The following is a 16,638-nucleotide window of genomic DNA, read 5'->3' as shown; positions in this document are numbered from 1 at the left end:
GCAATGCTGATCACCAACGTCCGCCCGTGGGGCGGCCCGCTCGCCGAGATCGCCGTCGAGGACGGCCGGATCACCGCCATCACCGAGCTCAAGTCCGAAGTGGACATCGCCGGTGCGGTCGACGGGCGCGGGCGGCTCGCGCTGCCCGCCTTCTCCGACGTGCACTGCCACCTCGACTCGACCCGCATCGGCCTGCCGTTCCGCCCGCACACCGGCAGTCCCGGCATCTGGCCGATGGTGATGAACGACCGCGAGAACTGGCGCGACGCCGAGTGGACGGTGGCCGAACGCGCGACCCACACGCTCGGCCGGATGATCGCGCAGGGCACGACCCGAGTGCGCAGCTACGCGCAGATCGACGCCGACTGCGGGCTGGAGCGCTTCGAAGGCGTGCTGGCCGCGAAGGAGACGCACCGCGACCGGTGCGAGGTGGAGGTCATCGCGTTCCCGCAGGCAGGCCTGCTGCGCGAGCCGGGCGTCCCGGAGCTCATCGACGAGGCGCTGGCTTCCGGGGCCGCGGTGGTCGGCGGGATCGACCCCTGCACGCTGGACCGCGACCCGGTGCGCCACCTGGACGTCCTGTTCGGGCTGGCGGACAAGCACCAGGTGCCCGTCGACGTCCACCTGCACGAGCCGGGCGAGCTCGGGGTGTTCTCCGTCGACCTCATCCTGGAGCGCACGCGCGCACTGGGCATGACCGGCCAGGTCACCATCTCGCACGCCTACGCCCTCGGCAGCGTCTCGGAGAGCACCACTCGCCGGCTGGTGGAGGAGTTCGCCGAGCTCGACGTCTCGATGGCCACGGTCGCGCCCGCGCAGAACGGCTCGCTGCCGCTCACCGAGCTGACCGCGGCCGGTGTCCGCGTCGGACTGGGCCAGGACGGCCAGCGCGACTACTGGTCGCCCTATGGGAACGCCGACATGCTCGACCGCACCTGGCAGCTGGCCTTCACCAACCGCTTCCGCGAGGACGAGCTGATCGAGCACTGCCTGGCCGTGGCCTCCCGCGGCGGCGCGTCGATCCTCGACCGCGACCTGCCCCGGCTGGCCTCGGTGTCCGACCGCCCCGGCCTGGCGGTCGGCGACCAGGCCGACATCCTGCTGGTGGACGGCGACACCCCGACGGCGGCGGTGATGGACCGAGGCCGCGACCGGACGGTCCTGCACAACGGCCGAGTGGTGGCCGAAGGCTGCGAGCTGCTGGACAAGTAGGGCTGCGGCCCCCACGCTGCGGCCCCTCCCACGCTACGGCCCCCTCCCGCCCTGCGACCCCCTCCCACGCTGCGGTCCGGCGGCCCCGACGCGGTCTGCGCAATTTCAATTGAAATCAGCGCGTTGATTTCAATTGAAATTGCGGTGGGGTACCGCGGTGGCCGGTGCGGAGATTCCATTCCTGCAAGGCGGTGGGGGAGCGCGGCGGCGAGGATGGGGAGATGGTCAGCAGAATCATCCCCTACCTCGTCGGCGACGCCTCCGCCGCCAAGAGCTTCTACGTCGACGTGCTCGGGCTCGAAGTGGCGATGGAAGACCCGGTGGTCTGCCTGCGGTCGCCGGACGACCCCGCGGCGCAGCTCATCATCTCGCCGCCGGGCATGGAGAATCCCGAGCCGCGCTTCGGGATCGACGTCGGCGAACCGGACGCCGTCGACGCGGCGCACGCCGAGTGCATGCGCCGCGGGCTGCACATCGTCTACCCGCTGACGAACGAGCCCTGGGGCGTCCGGCGCTTCTTCGTCGAGGACCCCACCGGCGTGGTGATCAACGTCCTCGCGCACCTGTCCTGACCCGGCCAAAGGCTCCGCTTCTCCTGCTCAGGGCCCGTGAGTGGTTTGTGGTGTCATAGCGCCCCAAACCACTCACGGGCCTCCACCTGCGGAAAGGGTGTTCTCGCGCGGAATCGCCGCGTCGGGTCCTGGCTCGGAGCTGGTGTTCCGGGGGTTCCGATGCACGGATGCATCCGATACGCTCGTGCATCCATCGATCCGGGAGGGCGTCGGTGAGCGTGCAGCGGCGGGTGACCAAGCGGCGGGGGCAGACCCGGCAGCGACTGCTCGACGCCGCGCTGGTCGTGTTCGCCGCCGAGGGTTTCGGGCGGTCGACGATCGAGCAGATCTGCGACCGCGCCGGGTACACGCGCGGTGCGTTCTACTCCAACTTCGCCTCGCTGGAGGAGCTGTTCCTCGCGATGTGGGAGCAGCACTCGCACCGGATGCTCGCCGAGGTCGAGGCGGCGCTCGACGCGGCGCGGACCGCCGGTGTCGACGACGTCCGCACGGCCGTCGAGCGGCTGCTCGAAGCGGTGCCGGTGGACGACGACTGGTACCGGGTGACCGCCGAGTTCAGCGCGCACGCGTTGCGCAATCCCGCGCTGCGCCGGGTCGTGGTGGCCCGGGAGGAGGCGATCGCGGCGGCGATCGTGCCCGGCATCGAGGCGCTGCTGAACCGGATCGGGCGGCGGGTCCCGGATCCGGTGGCGCTCGGGCAGGCACTGGTCGCGGTGCACGACGGGACCGCCGTGCAGTGCCTGATGGAACCCGGCGGCCCGGCGGTGCGGCGCCGGGTCGATCTGTTCGAGCAGGTCGTGCTGGCCTACAGCGTGGAGAGCAGGGGATGAACGTGGACACCGAACCTGACGTCATCGTGGTCGGCGCCGGGCTGGCCGGGCTGGTGGCGACCTACGAGCTGGTCCAGGCGGGGCGCCGGGTGGTCGTCGTCGAGCAGGAGAACCGCGCCAACCTGGGCGGTCAGGCGTTCTGGTCGCTCGGCGGGCTCTTCCTGGTCGACAGCCCGGAGCAGCGGCGGCTCGGCGTGCGCGACTCCTACGAGCTGGCGCTGCAGGACTGGCTGGGCTCGGCCGGTTTCGACCGCGACGACGAGGACAGCTGGGCCCGCCGGTGGGCCCGCGCGTACGTGCGGTTCGCCGCCACCGAGAAGCGCCAGTACCTGCGCGATCTCGGGCTGCGGCTGACGCCGCTGGTCGGCTGGGCCGAGCGCGGCGGCGGAGTCGCGGGCGGGCACGGAAACTCGGTGCCCCGCTTCCACATCACCTGGGGCACCGGGCCCGAGGTGGTCCGGGTGTTCGCCGAACCGGTGCTGGCCGCCGAGCGGCGCGGGCTGGTCCGGTTCGCCTTCCGCCACCAGGTCGACGAGCTGATCGTGCAGGACGGCGCGGTGGTCGGAGTGCGCGGCACCGTCCTGGAACCGAGCGAAGCCGACCGCGGGGTGGCGTCCTCGCGCGCGGCGGCGGGCGATTTCGAGCTGCGGGCCAGGGCCGTCGTCGTCACCTCCGGCGGGATCGGGCACAACCACGAGCTGATCCGGGCGAACTGGCCGGTGGACCGGCTGGGGCCGTGCCCGGAGACGATGATCTCCGGAGTTCCCGCGCACGTGGACGGGCGGATGATCGGGATCACCGAGGCCGCGGGCGGGCGCATCGTGAACCGGGACCGGATGTGGCACTACACCGAGGGAATCCACAACTGGGACCCGATCTGGCCGGACCACGCGATCCGCATCCTGGCCGGGCCGTCCTCTTTGTGGTTCGACGCCACCGGCAAGCGGCTGCCCGCGCCCTGCTTCCCCGGCTTCGACACCAACCGGACGATGAAGGAGATCCTGGCCACCGGGTACGACTACTCGTGGCTGGTGCTCACGCAGTCCATCCTGGCCAAGGAGTTCAGCCTCTCCGGTTCCGAGCAGAACCCGGAGATCACCGGCAAGGACCTCAAGCTCACCATCAGCTCCCGGCTGGCGAAGCAGGCGCCGGGCCCGGTGGACGCGTTCAAGAACAAGGGCGTGGACTTCGTCGTGGCCGACGACCTGCGCGAGCTGGTGGCGGGCATGAACCGGATCGCCCGCGGCCCGCAGCTCGACCACGACGAGATCGAGCGGCAGATCGCGGCCCGGGACGGCGAGGTCGCGCACAAGCACACCAAGGACTTCCAGCTGATGGCGGTGGCCAACGCTCGCCGCTACCTGGCCGACAAGGTGTCGCGGGTGGCCAAGCCGCACCGCATCCTCGATCCGGCGCACGGCCCGCTGATCGCGGTGCGGCTCAACGTCCTGACCCGCAAGACCCTGGGCGGTGTGCAGACGAACCTCGACTCGCAGGTGATCGGCCCGGACGGCGCACCGCTGCCCGGCCTGTACGCGGCGGGTGAGGTGGCCGGGTTCGGCGGCGGTGGCGTGCACGGCTACAACGCGCTGGAGGGAACCTTCCTCGGCGGCTGCATCTTCTCCGGCCGCGCGGCCGGCCGAGCCCTGGCCCGGAGCCTCTGACCATCAGCGCTCGGGGCGCATCCGCAACGCCGCGACCAGTGCGAGCACGACGATCACCGCCATGGTCAGGAAGACCTGGGAGAAGGCGGTTTCGGCGCCGGTGTGCTGCTGCCGCGCGGCGAGCAGCACGCCGAACAGCGCCGGGCCGGTGCCTGCGCCGAGGAACTGGGCTCCCTGCAGGATTCCGATGCCGACGCCGACCTGCTCGGGCGGCAGCGCACCGGCCGCGGCGTTGATGATCGGCGTGAGCACCAGGATGAAACCGACGCTGAGACCGAGGATTCCGGCTGCGGTCGGCACCACCGAGTGGGCCGCGGCGAGGAACCCGGCCGACAGCGCCATGATCACCAGGCCTGACCCGACCAGCAGGCGGGTGCCGATGCGGTCGGTGATCCGGCCGATCAGCGGGGAGAGCGCGGCGACGGCGATCCCGGCCGGGATCATGACCAGGGCGCCGGTTCCCGGGGCCAGGCCGTTGACGTCGACCAGCAGCAGCGGCACGAAGACCAGGCCGCCGAGGTTGACGGCCATGGCCAGGAACGTGACGAGCACGGCGATCCGGTAGACGCGGTTGGTGAACAGCGAGGGCGGCACGAAGGGCTGCGCGGCGCGAACGGTGCGCCACCCGAACAGCGCGATCGCGACTGCTGACGCCAGGAAGCTGCCCCAGGCCGGGGAAGCGGTGAGCCCGGAGACCTGCGCCTGCGTCGCGCCGAAGAGCAGGAATCCGGCCCCGGTGCCCAGGAGAACGCCGCCGAGCAGGTCGAACCTGCTCCCGCCCGCCGGGGCGGCACCGGGCAGCGCGCGCCACGCCGCCGGGAGCAGCACGAGCACGATCCCGGCCATGAACCAGAACAGCGTGCGCCAGCCGAGGAACTGGCCGATCCCACCGCCCAGCGCAGGCCCGGCCGCGGTGCCGACGCCAGCGGCCGCGCTGACGACGCCGATCGCCGTGCCGCGCCGGTCCGCGGGCAGCAGCCTGGTGATGGCGATGACCGAGAGCACCGGTATCGCGGCCGCGCCGATGCCCATCGCGATCCGCCCGAGCACGAGGACGGGTAGATCCGGTGCCAGCGCGCACACCAGGCTCCCGGCGGCGTAGGCCAGCAGCGCGAAGCCGAACAGCTGCCGCAGGCCCACCCGGTCGGAAACGCGGCCGTAGACGGGGATTCCGACCGCGAACACCAGCAGGAACCCGGTCACCACCCAGGCGAGTTCGGCCTCCGCGGCGCCGAACTCCGCGCCGATCGACGGGAGCATCAGGTTGACCATGTCGCTGGCGATGACCGTGGTGAGGACCGCGGGCATGAGGACCGCCAGCAGGCCCACCCCCGATCCGGTCCGTTCGATCGCGGCTGTCATCGAGTGCTCCTCCTGCTGGATTTACTGCCACCGAATTGGTTGCAGTTCGGGTGTGAAAATGGCGGCGGGAGTCCTCCGCCGCCCGGCTACCGGTTCAGCTGTGCTTCGCGCTCGATCGCCAGCACCTTCGTGACCAGGTCCGCGATGGTCGTGCGGCCGAGTCGCTCGGCCATGGCGTCTTCGGCGTCCTGGAACTCCGATTCGAGCAGGGCCTGCATGTTCCGCCCGACCTCGCACGCGTTGCTGGGCGGGTGCGGGTGCCGCGACAGGAGCGGCCCGGTCTCGACGGCGAGGTAGGCGTCGTGGAGCGTGATCGCGCGCGGCGCGCGGGTCAGGGTCCAGCCACCGCCGCGTCCTTCGGTGGATCGCACCAGGTCGGCGTCCCGCAGGCTGCCGAGGACGCGCCGCACCAGGACCGGGTTGCTCGCCAGGCTGTCGGCGATCTCCGCGGAGGTCAGCGACTTGTCGCTCCAGCGCGCCAGCATGGTGAGCGCGTGGATCGCGACCGCGCTCCTGCTGCTGAGGCTCACCGCGCTCCCTCCGTCCCGCTCGAACTGCAACGAACCTAGTTGCGGTTGGGTGCGGCGTCAAGCGGTGCACCCGGAGCGAGCGCGTTCGATGCCGCGGTCCGTGCCCAGTCCCGGGCGTTCGCCGGGTGGCCCGCAGCCGGGTCAGCGCGATGAGCCACGCCAGTTCGGCGAACAGCAGGCCGGACGTCGTGGTGCAGGGAGCACCCGGCGGCAAGCCGGTGAGGTGGTGGCGGATCGCGGTACCGGCGGAGAACAGGAACAGCGCGCCGCGCACGCGCGGGCGAGGCCGCGCTCGCCGACCGCAGGAGCACCAGGCCGTTCACCTCGGACCCGGTGCCTTTCGGCCGCCGCTGTGCACTGTGCGGGGTCTCACAGTGCACAGTGGATCGTGGAAGGCCGGGTAGCATCCGGCGCGCTGGGAGAACGCGGACGGGGGTCCAGGTGGCGCAGCGGCATCGCTCGGAGCGCGTGGCCGAGCAGGGGCGGCGGTTCGGCCACCTGCTCGACGAGCACGCCCAGGTCCTGCACCTGCTCGACGACGCGGCCGCACTGCGCGGCCTGGCGCGGCGGGTCCGCGAGGAGACCGGTGCGCACATCGGCCTGGCCGGCCCGGTCGAGGCCGAGCAGGTGCTGGTGCTGCGGCAGTGGAACGGCACCTGGGCGACCGGCCTGCACGACCTGCACGTCGAGATGGGCTTGGGCCTGGGCGGGCTGGCCGCGGCCGAGCGCCGCCCGGTCTGGGTGGCCGACTACTGCTCCTCCGAGCTGATCACGCACGACTTCGACGCGCCCATCTCGGCGGACGGGATCAAGACCATGCTCGCGGTGCCGATGGTGCGGGCGGGCCGGGTGCAGGGCGTGGTCTACGCGGCGATGCGCGAGGTGTCCTACTTCGGCGGCAGGCAGCTCGACGCGGCGGTCAACCTCGCCGACAGCGGCGGCCTGGCGCTGCAGACCGCGTCCGCCGCGCGCCGCCAGCGGGAGCAGGCCGCCGCGGCCGAGCGCCGCCGGATCGCCGCGGAGCTGCACGATTCGGTCGGAGCGCGCCTGTTCCGCATCGGCGCCGAGCTGCGCGACCTGCGCACGCACGCCCAGCCCGACAGCGCCGAACTGCTGGACCGGCTGGCCTCGCTGGAGGACCAGCTGGCGGAAACCGCCTCGGCGTTCCGCGATTCGGTGCACGCCCTCGATCACGACGAACCGGCAGGCGGCCTGGCCGCGACCCTGTCCCGCGACTGCGCGGCCTTCCAGCGCCGGACCGGGATCTCCGCGCAGTCGGTGGAGATCGGGCAGCTCCCGGCCTGCGACCGGCACCGCACCCGGGCGCTGCTCGCGGCGACCCGCGAAGCGCTGCTCAACGTGGAGAAGCACGCCGGAGCGCGGTCGGTGCTGATCAGCGCGATCGCCCTGGACGACGGGATCGCGATCTCGGTGGCCGACGACGGCAACGGCTGGTCCGAGCCCGCGGGCGGTGGCATCGGCCTGCGCACCACCGCCGACCGGCTGGCCGAGCTCGGCGGCACGCTGTCGGTGGTGGCCAACGAGGACGGCGGGCTGACGGCGCGGATCTGGATACCGCTGCCGTGACCGAGATCCGACTCGTGGTCGTCGACGACCACCCGGTGGTCGTCGACGGGGTGCGGCTGCTGCTCCGCGACGACCCGGCCATCCGCGTCGTCGGCGGCGCGACCGACGCGGCCTCGGCGGTCCGGCTGGCCGCCCGGACCAGCCCGCACGTGATCCTGCTGGATCTGCGGCTCCCGGACGCGGTGGCCAGCGAGATGGTCGCCCCGCTGCGCCAGGCGGCCCCGGGCGCGCGCATCGTGGTCTTCACCGCCTACCGCGACCACGCGGCGCTGCGCACCACCCTCGACGCGGGGGTCGACGGCTGCATCCTCAAGGACGCGAGCGCGACGGACCTGGTCTCGGCGGTGCGGCAGGCGGCCAGCGGCATCCAGATCTTCGACCCGCGGGTGGACGACCGAGCGGCGCCGAGGATGCGCTCCCGCCTGCACGAAACCGGGCTCACCCAGCGCGAGTACGACGTGCTCCGGCACGCGGCGGCGGGCCGCACGAACCCGGAGATCGCCGAGCAGCTGGGCCTGACCCGCCACACGGTCACCGGCTACCTCCGCAACGCGATGCGAAAGCTCAACGCCCGCAACAGGATCGAACTCATCACCAGAGCGGCCAAGTCCGGCCTGCTGTGACAGTCCCGCCTCTCCGCGTTTTTCAGTGGTGGTTGCGTTCGGAGTCGTTCTCGCGTTTCGCGGTTTCTTGTGGCTGGGTTGCGTCACGGTCCCCTGGGGTGCGGTTGAGCAGGGCTCTGGTTGGTACAAGGGGTTAGGGCTGCGCATGACCGGCTCCGCAACCGGGTAGTTGACGGGGAGGTACGAGCGCGGGAGGCGGTTCGATGCGAACGGTGGAGGTGCTGCCCCACCCGGTCAAGGAGGAGTCGGGCTGGATCCCGCTGGCCGACGGCACCCGGCTGGCCGCCCGGATCTGGCGGCCGGTGGACTCCGACAACGAACCGGTCCCGGCCGTCCTCGAGTTCATCCCGTACCGGCAGCGCGACCTGACCGCGCGCCGGGACTCCGTCAACCACCCCTACCTGGCCGGGCACGGCTACGCCTGCGCGCGGGTGGACCTGCGCGGCAGCGGCGACTCCGCGGGCCTGCTCACCGACGAGTACCTGGAGCAGGAGCTGCAGGACGCCGCGGAGATCCTCGGGTGGCTCGCCGAACAGCCGTGGTGCAGCGGGCGCACCGGGATGATGGGCATCTCCTGGGGCGGGTTCAACGCGCTGCAGGTCGCCGCCCGCCGCCCGCCGAGCCTGGCCGCGATCGCGGTGCTGAGCTGCAGCGATGACCGATACGCCGACGACGTGCACTACATGGGCGGCTGCCTGCTCAGCGACAACCTGTCCTGGGCGTCGACGATGTTCGCCTACACCTCCTGCCCGCCGGACCCGGCGACCTTCGGGGAGGGCTGGCGGCGCCAGTGGTTCGAACGGCTGACCGCCTGCGAGCCGTGGCTGGTGGAATGGCTGCGCCACCAGCACCGGGACGACTACTGGCGGCACGGTTCGGTGTGCGAGGACTACAGCAGCGTCGGCTGCCCGGTGCTGGCGGTCAGCGGTTGGGCCGACGGGTACTCCAACGCCGTCTTCCGGTTGATGCAGCACCTCGACGTGCCGCGGCGCGGTCTCATCGGCCCCTGGTCGCACAAGTACCCGCACCTCGGCCAGCCCGGCCCGGCCATCGGTTTCCTGCAGGAGCTGGTCCGCTGGTGGGACCACTGGCTCAAGGACGCCGACAACGGCGCGATGGACGGACCGATGCTGCGCGTGTGGATGCAGGAGAGCATGCCGCCGTCCACCGCCTACGACGAGCGCCCGGGGCGTTGGGTGGGCGAGCCGTCCTGGCCCTCCCCGCACGTGGACCGGGTGAGCTTCCCGCTGGGCCAGAACCTCATCGCCCGGCCCGGCGAGGAACCGTCGTCGCGCCCGCTGTCGGTGGAGTCGCCGCTGTCGGTGGGGCAGTTCGCCGGGAAGTGGTGCTCCTACAACGCCCCGCCGGACCTGCCCTACGACCAGCGCGAGGAGGACGGCGGATCGCTGGTCTTCGACACCGCCCCGCTGACCGAGCGCTGCGAGATCCTCGGCGGGCCGGTGGCCGAGCTCGACCTCGAGGTGGACCGGCCGACGGCGATGGTGGCGGTGCGGCTCTCCGACGTCGCGCCCGAGGGCCGGGCCACCCGCGTCACCTACGGGCTGCTCAACCTCACCCACCGCGACGGGCACGGTGAACCCAGCCCGCTGCAGCCCGGCCGGCGCTACCGGGTTCGGGTGCAGCTCAACGGTGTCGCTCAAGCGTTCCCGCCCGGGCACCAGATCCGGATGTCGCTGTCCACCTCCTACTGGCCGCTGGCCTGGCCGCCGCCGGAACCCGTCCGCATGACGGTGCACCCGGAGAACAGCGCGCTGCAGCTGCCGATCCGCCCCGTCGACGAGCCCGACGAGGTGTCGACCCCGGCGTTCGCCGAACCCGAGGGCGCACCCGTGTCGGCGACCACCCAGCTGCGGCCCGGCGAGCAGTGCTGGAACGTCTCCCGCGACCTCGTGGGCTACGACTCGGCGCTGGAGGTGATCAAGGACCTCGGCGTGGTCCGCTTCGACGACATCGACCTGGCGGTGACCCGCCGCGCCTACGAGCGCTACAGCTGGACCGCGGACCAGCTCGATTCGGTGCGCGGTGAGATCGAGTGGACGATGGCGTTCGAACGCGGCGACTGGTCGGTGCGCACCACCACGCGCACCGTGCTGACCTCCGATCGCACCGAGTTCCACCTGCACGCCGAACTGGACGCCTACGAGGGCGATCAGCGCGTGTTCTCCCGCAACTGGCAGCAGACCATCCCCCGTGACCTGGTGTGAGCGGTGTTCCTCCATGACCAACGTGTTCGTCGTGGGACTCGACCCGGGCAACCTCGCGCTGCTGCGCGGTTCGTTCCCGCGGAACTACTCCTTCCACCCCTTGTTCGGCAAGTCGGAGATCATGCCCGCTGCGGCGGACTTCCCCGTGCTGCTGGAGGAGGCGCACCGCCGGCTCGACGAGTTCGGCGGTCCGATCGACGCGATCGTCAGCTACTGGGACTTCCCGGGCACTTCCCTGGTGCCCGCCCTGTGCCCCGACTACGGCGTGCCGGGGCCCCGGCTGGAGCCGGTGATCAAGTGCGAGCACAAGTACTGGAGCCGCATCGAGCAGCGCAAGGCCGCCGATGCGCACCCGAAGTTCGGGCTGGTCGACCTGGCGGGCGAGCCCGGCCTCCCGCCCGGGCTGAGCTTCCCGGTGTGGCTCAAGCCGGTGAAGTCCTACAGCTCGGTGCTGGCGTTCCACGTGGCCGAACCCGCTGAGCTGGCCCGGGCGATGGCCGAGATCCGGCAGGGCATCGACGTGGTCGGAAAATCCTTCGACGCGGTGCTCAGCGGTCTCGAAGTCCCGCCCGAGATCGCGGTGGCCGGCGGCCGGGCCTGCCTGGCGGAGGAGGAGATCAGGGGCGTCCAGGCCACCGCCGAGGGCTACTGCTACCACGGGGAGCCGCACGTCTACGGCGTGATCGATTCGCTGCACTACCCGGGAACGTCGAGCTTCCTGCGGTACCAGTACCCCTCCCGGCTGCCCGCCCCGGTCCAGCGGCGGATCGCCGACGTCAGCACGCGGGTGATCCGCCAGATCGGCCTGGACTCGACGGCGTTCAACATCGAGTTCTTCTGGGGCCGGGACGACGACGAGCTCAACGTCCTGGAGATCAACCCGCGGATCTCCCAGTCCCACGCGCAGCTGTTCAAGCTGGTCGACGGCCTTCCGAACCACCACTGCATGGTCCGGTTGGCGCTGGGCGAGGAACCGGAGATGCCGCGCCGCCGGGGAACGCACGCCGTGGCGGCCAAGTGGTTCCTGCGCGCCTTCGCCGACGGGGTGGTGCGCAGCTGCCCGACCGAGCAGGACATCGCGCGGGTCCGCCGCGAGATGCCGGAGGCGACCGTCGACGTGGTGGCGCGCGAAGGGATGCGGCTGTCCGAACTGGCCGTGCAGGACAGCTACAGCTACGAGCTGGCCACCTGCTGCCTGGGCGCCCGAGACGAAGCGGAGCTGATCGACAAGTTCCACCGCTGCACCGAACTGCTGCCCTTCACCTTCGACGACCGCGAGGGAGCTCCAGCCCCCCTCATCTGAGGGGGCCGACTGTGCGAGCTGCGTCTCACCCACCCTTCGGTGGTCGTGCACGAATCGGAGTTCCAGCAGGTCAGGAGTCTGCGGTGGGGTGCGCGCGCCGGTTGTCCGCCGAACCCGGCGGAGAGGCTGGGGACATGAACAAGACCTCGAACCTGGCGCTCATCATCGTCGTCGGCGTGATCGCCGTCGGCCTGCTCGTCCTCGCGGTGACCATGCAGTGAGCCTCGCGGTCAGCTGGTGCGGAGCAGCGTCCAGGACGGTTCGCCGCGGGTGATGTCGTCGAGCTGCTTGCGGGCCTGGAACACGCCGCAGTGGTAGGAGCGGTCGGTGGAGATCCGCAGCGCCCGCTCGGAGAACCGCCGGGCCTGCGCGGGGTCGCCACCGGCCAGCGAGTTCTGCCCCAGCCTGCAGAGGGATTCGACCACCTCCGTCCACAGTGCCAGGTCTTCGGCGCTGCGCAGCCCTTCGCGGTGCATGCGGGCGGCCTGGGAGCGGTCGCCGTCCGACTCGGCCAGCTCCGCCAGCGAGCGCGCCGCGCGCAGCTGTCCCCAGCGGTCGCCCAGCTCGCCGAAAACCTCCGCAGCGCGCTCGACGTCGGTGCGGCGCTCCACCAGTACCGCGGCTTCGGTCCAGCGGTCCCGGTGCGCGCGAGCGTCGGCCAGGCTCTGCTCCAGCATCCGCACGCCCAGCTCGTGCTCGACGTCGTCCAGCAGGCCTGCGCCGATGAACCACCGCAGCCGCGCGAGCAGCACGGGATCGGTGATGGCCGCCAGATCCGGCACCGGCACCGCGTTCGGCGTGCTCCGCAGTTCGACTCCGGTCAGCCAGCCGCTCGCCGCGGCCCGCAGCGCCGGTGCTCCGCCGTCGGTGGCCAGCGCTGCTTGCAGCGAGCGGCGGGCCTCGCCGTGGCGGCCGCGCAGGTACCAGTACCACGTCATCGCGTTCACCAGGCGCAATGCGGATTCGGCGTGCCCGCCCCGGATCGCCAGATCCAGGGCGCGGCGGAGGTTGACGGTCTCGGCATCGAGCCGGGTCAGGTGGTGCTGCTGCTCCGGGCCGCGCAGCTCGCGGTCCGCGAGTTCGGCGAGCTCGACGTGGTGGCGCACGAACCGGTCGCGCACGGCGTCGAGCTCACCGGCTTCGGCGAGGCGCTCGGCGCTGTAGGCCGCGACCGACTCCAGCAGGCGGAACCGGTCGCCGTCGCGGACCACCAGCGAGCGATCCACCAGGCGGGCCAGCAGTTCCAGCACGCGCGGTGCGGGAATGCCCTGGTCCGAGGAGACCGATTGCGCCGCGCGCAGGGTGCAGCCGTCGGCGTGCACCGCCAGCCGCCGCAGCACGGTCCGCTCGTCGGGGCCGAGCAGCTCCCAGCTCCAGTCGATCATCGCGCGCAGCGTCTGCTGCCGGGACGGCCGTCCGCGACCGGCGCCGGAGGGCAGGCTGAACCGGTCGTCGAGGCTGTCGGCGAGCTGCTCCGGTTCGAACATCCGCAGCCGCGGCGCGACCAGCTCCAGCGCCAGCGGAATGCCGTCCAGGCGCCGGCAGATCGCCGACACGGCCCGCACGTTGCCCACGTCGAGGGCGAAACCGGGAACAGCGGCGGTCGCGCGCTGCACGAACAGCTCCACGGCGCTGCAGCTCTCGGCTGCCAGGACTTCTCCCGCGGCCGCGTCGTCGGGCAGCTCCAGCGGCGGCACCGGGCGGACGACCTCGCCGGGGACGTCGAGCGGTTCGCGGCTGGTCAGCAGCAAGCGAGCGCCGGGCACACCGGTCAGCAGGCGTTCGGCCAGCGTCGCGACCTGCTCCAGCACGTGCTCGCAGTTGTCCAGCACCAGCAGCAGGTCCTTGCCCGCCGCCGCGTCGACGAGGCAGTCCACCAGTTCCGCGGCCTGCGGGGTCGAGGAGCTCTCGCACAGCCCCAGCGTCGTCATGACCCGGTCGGCGATGTCGGCGGCGGAGGCGGCGCGGTCCAGCCCGGCGAGCTCGACCAGCCACACGCCGTCCGGGAACCGCATCCCGTCGGCGGCGGCCAGCGCGAGCCGGGTCTTGCCGACACCGCCCGCACCGGTCAGCGTCACCAGCCGCGCGCCCTGCTCCACCAGCGGTGCGCGGATCCCGGCGATCTCCGCGACGCGCCCGATGATCGGCGTCAGCGGCGTGGGCAGGTTGCTGCGCTCGCGCGCGGCCACCGGTGGGGCCAGGTGCGGTTCGTGGCGGAGCATCGCCTCGTGCAGGGCGGCCAGCTCCGGCCCCGGCGCCACGCCCAGCTCCTCGCCGAGCTCGCGGCGCAGCTCGTGGAAGCTGTTCAGCGCCTCGGTCTGCCGCCCGGACCGGTACAGCGCGCGCATCTGCGCCATCCGCAGCCGCTCGCGCAGCGGATGGCTGCCCACCAGGTCGCCGAGCTCGGCCGCGACCGCGGTGTGCTGCCCCAGCTCCAGCCGCGCCTCGGCGCGATCCTCGACAGCGGTCAGCCGCAGCTCTCCTAGCCGGGCGATCTCGGCGCGCGCGAACGGCGAGTCGGCGAAATCGGCGTACGCGGGGCCGCGCCACAGCCCCAGCGCGTCATCGAGCAGATCGGCCCTGACCCGCGGTGAACCGGCTGCGCGCGCACGGTCGACCAGTTCCTCGAACCGGTGCGCGTCGACCTCGTCGACCAGCAGCCGGTAACCGGCGGGCTGGTGGACCACCTGGTCGCGGCCCAGCGCCCGGCGCAGCTGCGAGACCTTGCTCTGCAGGGTGTTCAGCGGGGTGGCCGGGGGAGCGTCGGCCCACAGGTCGGTGACCAGCCGGTCGGCCGAAACGGGGCCGCCGCCGTGAGCCAGCAGGATCGCCAGCAGCGCGCGCACCTTCGCCTCGGGAACCCGCACCACCCGGCCGTCGCTGTCCCACGCCGTCAGCGGTCCGAGAACCCCGTATCGCATGCCCGGAGGATATCGCCGGCGAACCGTCAGCCGACCGCACGCGCGGCGCGACAGCGTGGTCGGTGACCACTCGACGACAGCGAATTGGAGTCCCATGCACACCCCCGTCGCGCACCGCGCCGGTCCGCGGGAATGGACCGGGCTCGCGATCCTCGCGCTGCCCACGGCGCTGCTCGGCCTCGACGTCAGCGTGCTGTACCTGGCGCTGCCCGCCCTGTCGGCGGACCTGCAGCCGACCGCCTCCCAAGCGCTGTGGATCATGGACGCCTACGGGTTCCTGATCGCCGGGCTGCTGATCACCATGGGCACGCTGGGCGACCGGATCGGCAGGCGCAAGCTGCTGATGATCGGTGCCGCCTGCTTCGGAGCCGTATCGGTGGTGGCCGCGTTCGCCACCAGCGCCGAGCTGCTCATCGCCGCGCGGGCCGCCCTGGGCATCGCCGGGGCGACCCTGATGCCCTCGACGTTGTCGCTGATCAGCACCATGTTCACCGATGCGCGGCAACGCGCGGTCGCGATCGGTGTCTGGGCCACCATGTTCGCGCTGGGGATGGCGGCCGGTCCGCTGGTGGGCGGCGTGCTGCTGGACCACTTCTGGTGGGGCTCGGCGTTCCTGGTGGCAGTGCCGCCGGTCGGCGTCCTGCTGCTGACCGCACCGATGGTTCTCCCGGAGTACCGCGCGCCGGGCGGCGGTCGGCTGGACCTGCGCAGCGTGGTGCTGTCGCTGGCCGCGATCCTGCCGCTGATCTACGCGGTGAAGCACACTGCCGAGGCGGGCCTCGACCCGGGTGCGGTGGTGTCGTTGCTCCTCGGAGCGGTGTTCGCGGTGGTGTTCGTGCGTCGGCAGCGCGAGCTGGCCGATCCGCTGCTGGACATGTCGCTGTTCCGCAGCCGCACGTTCAGCGCCGCGCTGGGCGTGCTGCTGTTCGGGCTGGTGGGCGTCGGTGGCGTGATGTTCCTGGTCACCCAGTACCTCCAGCTGGTCGAAGGGCTCTCCCCGTTCGCGGCCGGGCTGTGGATGGGGCCGCCCGCGCTGATGATGTTCCTGGCCGCGCTGGCCGCCCCGCTGATCGCGCGGTGGGTGCGGCCCGGGGTGATCGTCGCCGCGACGCTCGCGCTGTCCGCCGCTGGCTACGTCCTGCTGTCCCTCGTGGACCCGGGCGACACCAGGCTGGTCGTGGCCGGTTTCGGCCTGGTGTACCTGGGATTGGGCGCGATCGCGGCACTGGGCACCGACCTGGTCGTCGGCGCCGCCCCGCCGGAGAAGTCGGGTTCGGCCGCGGCGCTGTCGGAGACCGTGCAGGAACTGGGCCTGGCGGTCGGCGTCGCGGTGCTCGGCAGCCTGACCTCGGTGATCTACCGGAGTCAGCTGCCCGACCTGCCGCCCGGGCTGGCCGTGGTCGAGGACGGCCTGGCCGGAGCGGAGGCGGTGCTGCCGGGCGATCTGCTGCGCCAGGCGCGGGAAGCGTTCACCGCGGGGCTGAACGCGACGGCCCTGGTCACCGGTATCGGAGTGCTGGCGCTGGCGGTCGTGTCGGCGACCGTGCTCCGGCACATCGGAACGATCGGCGACGACGGCTACGACGAACGCTGACCGTTGGCCCGATCCTTGCGCACAATGGCCATCGGGCCACTGGTTGCCGACCGGCCTGCTCCGCACGATGGAAGGCGACGGACGTGAACGCGGCTAGGAGGTCGTCATGTGGACGTTGTTGCTGGTGGAGGCCGTGATCGCATTCGGGCTGGCCACGTGGGCGGCCGCTTGGGCGCAGCGCACGCGGGCGGGAGGGCGTGGGTGCTCGGCGGTGC

The 16,638-nt window shown here is 72.2% G+C and carries 13 protein-coding genes; 10 read left to right on the top strand and 3 right to left on the bottom strand.

Annotated features, from left to right (window positions below):
- Positions 1-3 precede the first annotated feature (3 nt).
- From C4T78_RS00805 to C4T78_RS00790, 4 genes are all read left to right on the top strand, one after another.
- Positions 4-1,212 (top strand): amidohydrolase, encoded by a 1,209-nt coding sequence (locus C4T78_RS00805; protein WP_093346237.1) that lies wholly within the window; start codon positions 4-6, stop codon positions 1,210-1,212.
- A 221-nt stretch (positions 1,213-1,433) separates the two neighbouring features.
- A complete protein-coding gene (locus C4T78_RS00800) occupies positions 1,434-1,784 on the top strand; it encodes a VOC family protein (RefSeq protein WP_093346240.1) in 351 nt (116 codons plus the stop codon).
- A gap of 212 nt (positions 1,785-1,996) precedes the next feature.
- The gene (locus tag C4T78_RS00795) at positions 1,997-2,614 is read left to right on the top strand and encodes a TetR/AcrR family transcriptional regulator (protein ID WP_235862998.1); all 618 of its coding nucleotides are present in this window, start codon (positions 1,997-1,999) and stop codon (positions 2,612-2,614) included.
- Positions 2,611-4,278 (top strand): FAD-binding dehydrogenase, encoded by a 1,668-nt coding sequence (locus C4T78_RS00790; protein WP_177247382.1) that lies wholly within the window; start codon positions 2,611-2,613, stop codon positions 4,276-4,278. The genes C4T78_RS00795 and C4T78_RS00790 overlap by 4 nt, the downstream gene beginning before the upstream one ends.
- A gap of 3 nt (positions 4,279-4,281) precedes the next feature.
- Here C4T78_RS00790 and C4T78_RS00785 read toward each other — a convergent pair whose 3' ends face one another.
- A complete protein-coding gene (locus C4T78_RS00785) occupies positions 4,282-5,640 on the bottom strand; it encodes an MFS transporter (protein WP_093346245.1) in 1,359 nt (452 codons plus the stop codon).
- An 86-nt stretch (positions 5,641-5,726) separates the two neighbouring features.
- Positions 5,727-6,170 carry an Rrf2 family transcriptional regulator gene (locus tag C4T78_RS00780; RefSeq protein ID WP_235862999.1) on the bottom strand — a complete coding sequence of 148 codons (444 nt, stop codon included), beginning with the start codon at positions 6,168-6,170 and terminating at the stop codon, positions 5,727-5,729.
- Between the two features lie 441 nt (positions 6,171-6,611).
- Between C4T78_RS00780 and C4T78_RS00775 the strand changes: the two genes are divergently transcribed.
- The 5 genes from C4T78_RS00775 (at position 6,612) to C4T78_RS36255 (ending at position 12,129) form a co-directional block, all read left to right on the top strand.
- Complete coding sequence (locus C4T78_RS00775) at positions 6,612-7,757, top strand: GAF domain-containing sensor histidine kinase (protein ID WP_093346247.1); 1,146 nt, start codon at positions 6,612-6,614, stop codon at positions 7,755-7,757.
- Positions 7,754-8,380: a response regulator gene (locus tag C4T78_RS00770; protein WP_235863000.1), complete on the top strand. Its 627-nt coding sequence runs from the start codon at positions 7,754-7,756 to the stop codon at positions 8,378-8,380. The genes C4T78_RS00775 and C4T78_RS00770 overlap by 4 nt, the downstream gene beginning before the upstream one ends.
- A 203-nt stretch (positions 8,381-8,583) precedes the next feature.
- Positions 8,584-10,605, top strand: a complete 2,022-nt coding sequence (locus C4T78_RS00765; protein ID WP_093346250.1) for a CocE/NonD family hydrolase — start codon at positions 8,584-8,586, stop codon at positions 10,603-10,605.
- Positions 10,606-10,618: 13 nt separating this feature from the next.
- Entirely contained in the window at positions 10,619-11,908 is a 1,290-nt protein-coding gene (locus C4T78_RS00760; RefSeq protein WP_093346253.1) for an ATP-grasp domain-containing protein, read from the top strand.
- An 83-nt stretch (positions 11,909-11,991) separates the two neighbouring features.
- Positions 11,992-12,129: a hypothetical protein gene (locus C4T78_RS36255; RefSeq protein ID WP_177247383.1), complete on the top strand. Its 138-nt coding sequence runs from the start codon at positions 11,992-11,994 to the stop codon at positions 12,127-12,129.
- A 9-nt stretch (positions 12,130-12,138) separates the two neighbouring features.
- On the opposite strand, the gene C4T78_RS00755 is transcribed toward C4T78_RS36255, so the two are convergent.
- Positions 12,139-14,829 carry an AfsR/SARP family transcriptional regulator gene (locus C4T78_RS00755; protein ID WP_093346255.1) on the bottom strand — a complete coding sequence of 897 codons (2,691 nt, stop codon included), beginning with the start codon at positions 14,827-14,829 and terminating at the stop codon, positions 12,139-12,141.
- Between the two features lie 94 nt (positions 14,830-14,923).
- Between C4T78_RS00755 and C4T78_RS00750 the strand changes: the two genes are divergently transcribed.
- Positions 14,924-16,423, top strand: a complete 1,500-nt coding sequence (locus C4T78_RS00750; protein ID WP_093346258.1) for an MFS transporter — start codon at positions 14,924-14,926, stop codon at positions 16,421-16,423.
- Positions 16,424-16,638 lie beyond the last annotated feature (215 nt).

Origin of the sequence: Saccharopolyspora kobensis (genome assembly GCF_900108315.1) — a bacterium.
Classification (GTDB): domain Bacteria; phylum Actinomycetota; class Actinomycetes; order Mycobacteriales; family Pseudonocardiaceae; genus Saccharopolyspora; species Saccharopolyspora kobensis.
The sequence above is the reverse complement of the archived record's forward strand: the minus strand, read 5'-3'. Positions and strand labels throughout refer to the sequence as shown.

What these genes read in the sequence shown, in the direction of transcription:
- C4T78_RS00805 (WP_093346237.1), top strand. Translation starts at nt 4, where the DNA reads ATGCTGATCACCAACGTCCGCCCGTGGGGCGGCCCGCTCGCCGAGATC.
- C4T78_RS00800 (WP_093346240.1), top strand. Translation starts at nt 1,434, where the DNA reads ATGGTCAGCAGAATCATCCCCTACCTCGTCGGCGACGCCTCCGCCGCC.
- C4T78_RS00790 (WP_177247382.1), top strand. Translation starts at nt 2,611, where the DNA reads ATGAACGTGGACACCGAACCTGACGTCATCGTGGTCGGCGCCGGGCTG.
- C4T78_RS00785 (WP_093346245.1), bottom strand. Translation starts at nt 5,640, where the DNA reads ATGACAGCCGCGATCGAACGGACCGGATCGGGGGTGGGCCTGCTGGCG.
- C4T78_RS00765 (WP_093346250.1), top strand. Translation starts at nt 8,584, where the DNA reads ATGCGAACGGTGGAGGTGCTGCCCCACCCGGTCAAGGAGGAGTCGGGC.
- C4T78_RS00760 (WP_093346253.1), top strand. Translation starts at nt 10,619, where the DNA reads ATGACCAACGTGTTCGTCGTGGGACTCGACCCGGGCAACCTCGCGCTG.
- C4T78_RS00755 (WP_093346255.1), bottom strand. Translation starts at nt 14,829, where the DNA reads ATGCGATACGGGGTTCTCGGACCGCTGACGGCGTGGGACAGCGACGGC.
- C4T78_RS00750 (WP_093346258.1), top strand. Translation starts at nt 14,924, where the DNA reads ATGCACACCCCCGTCGCGCACCGCGCCGGTCCGCGGGAATGGACCGGG.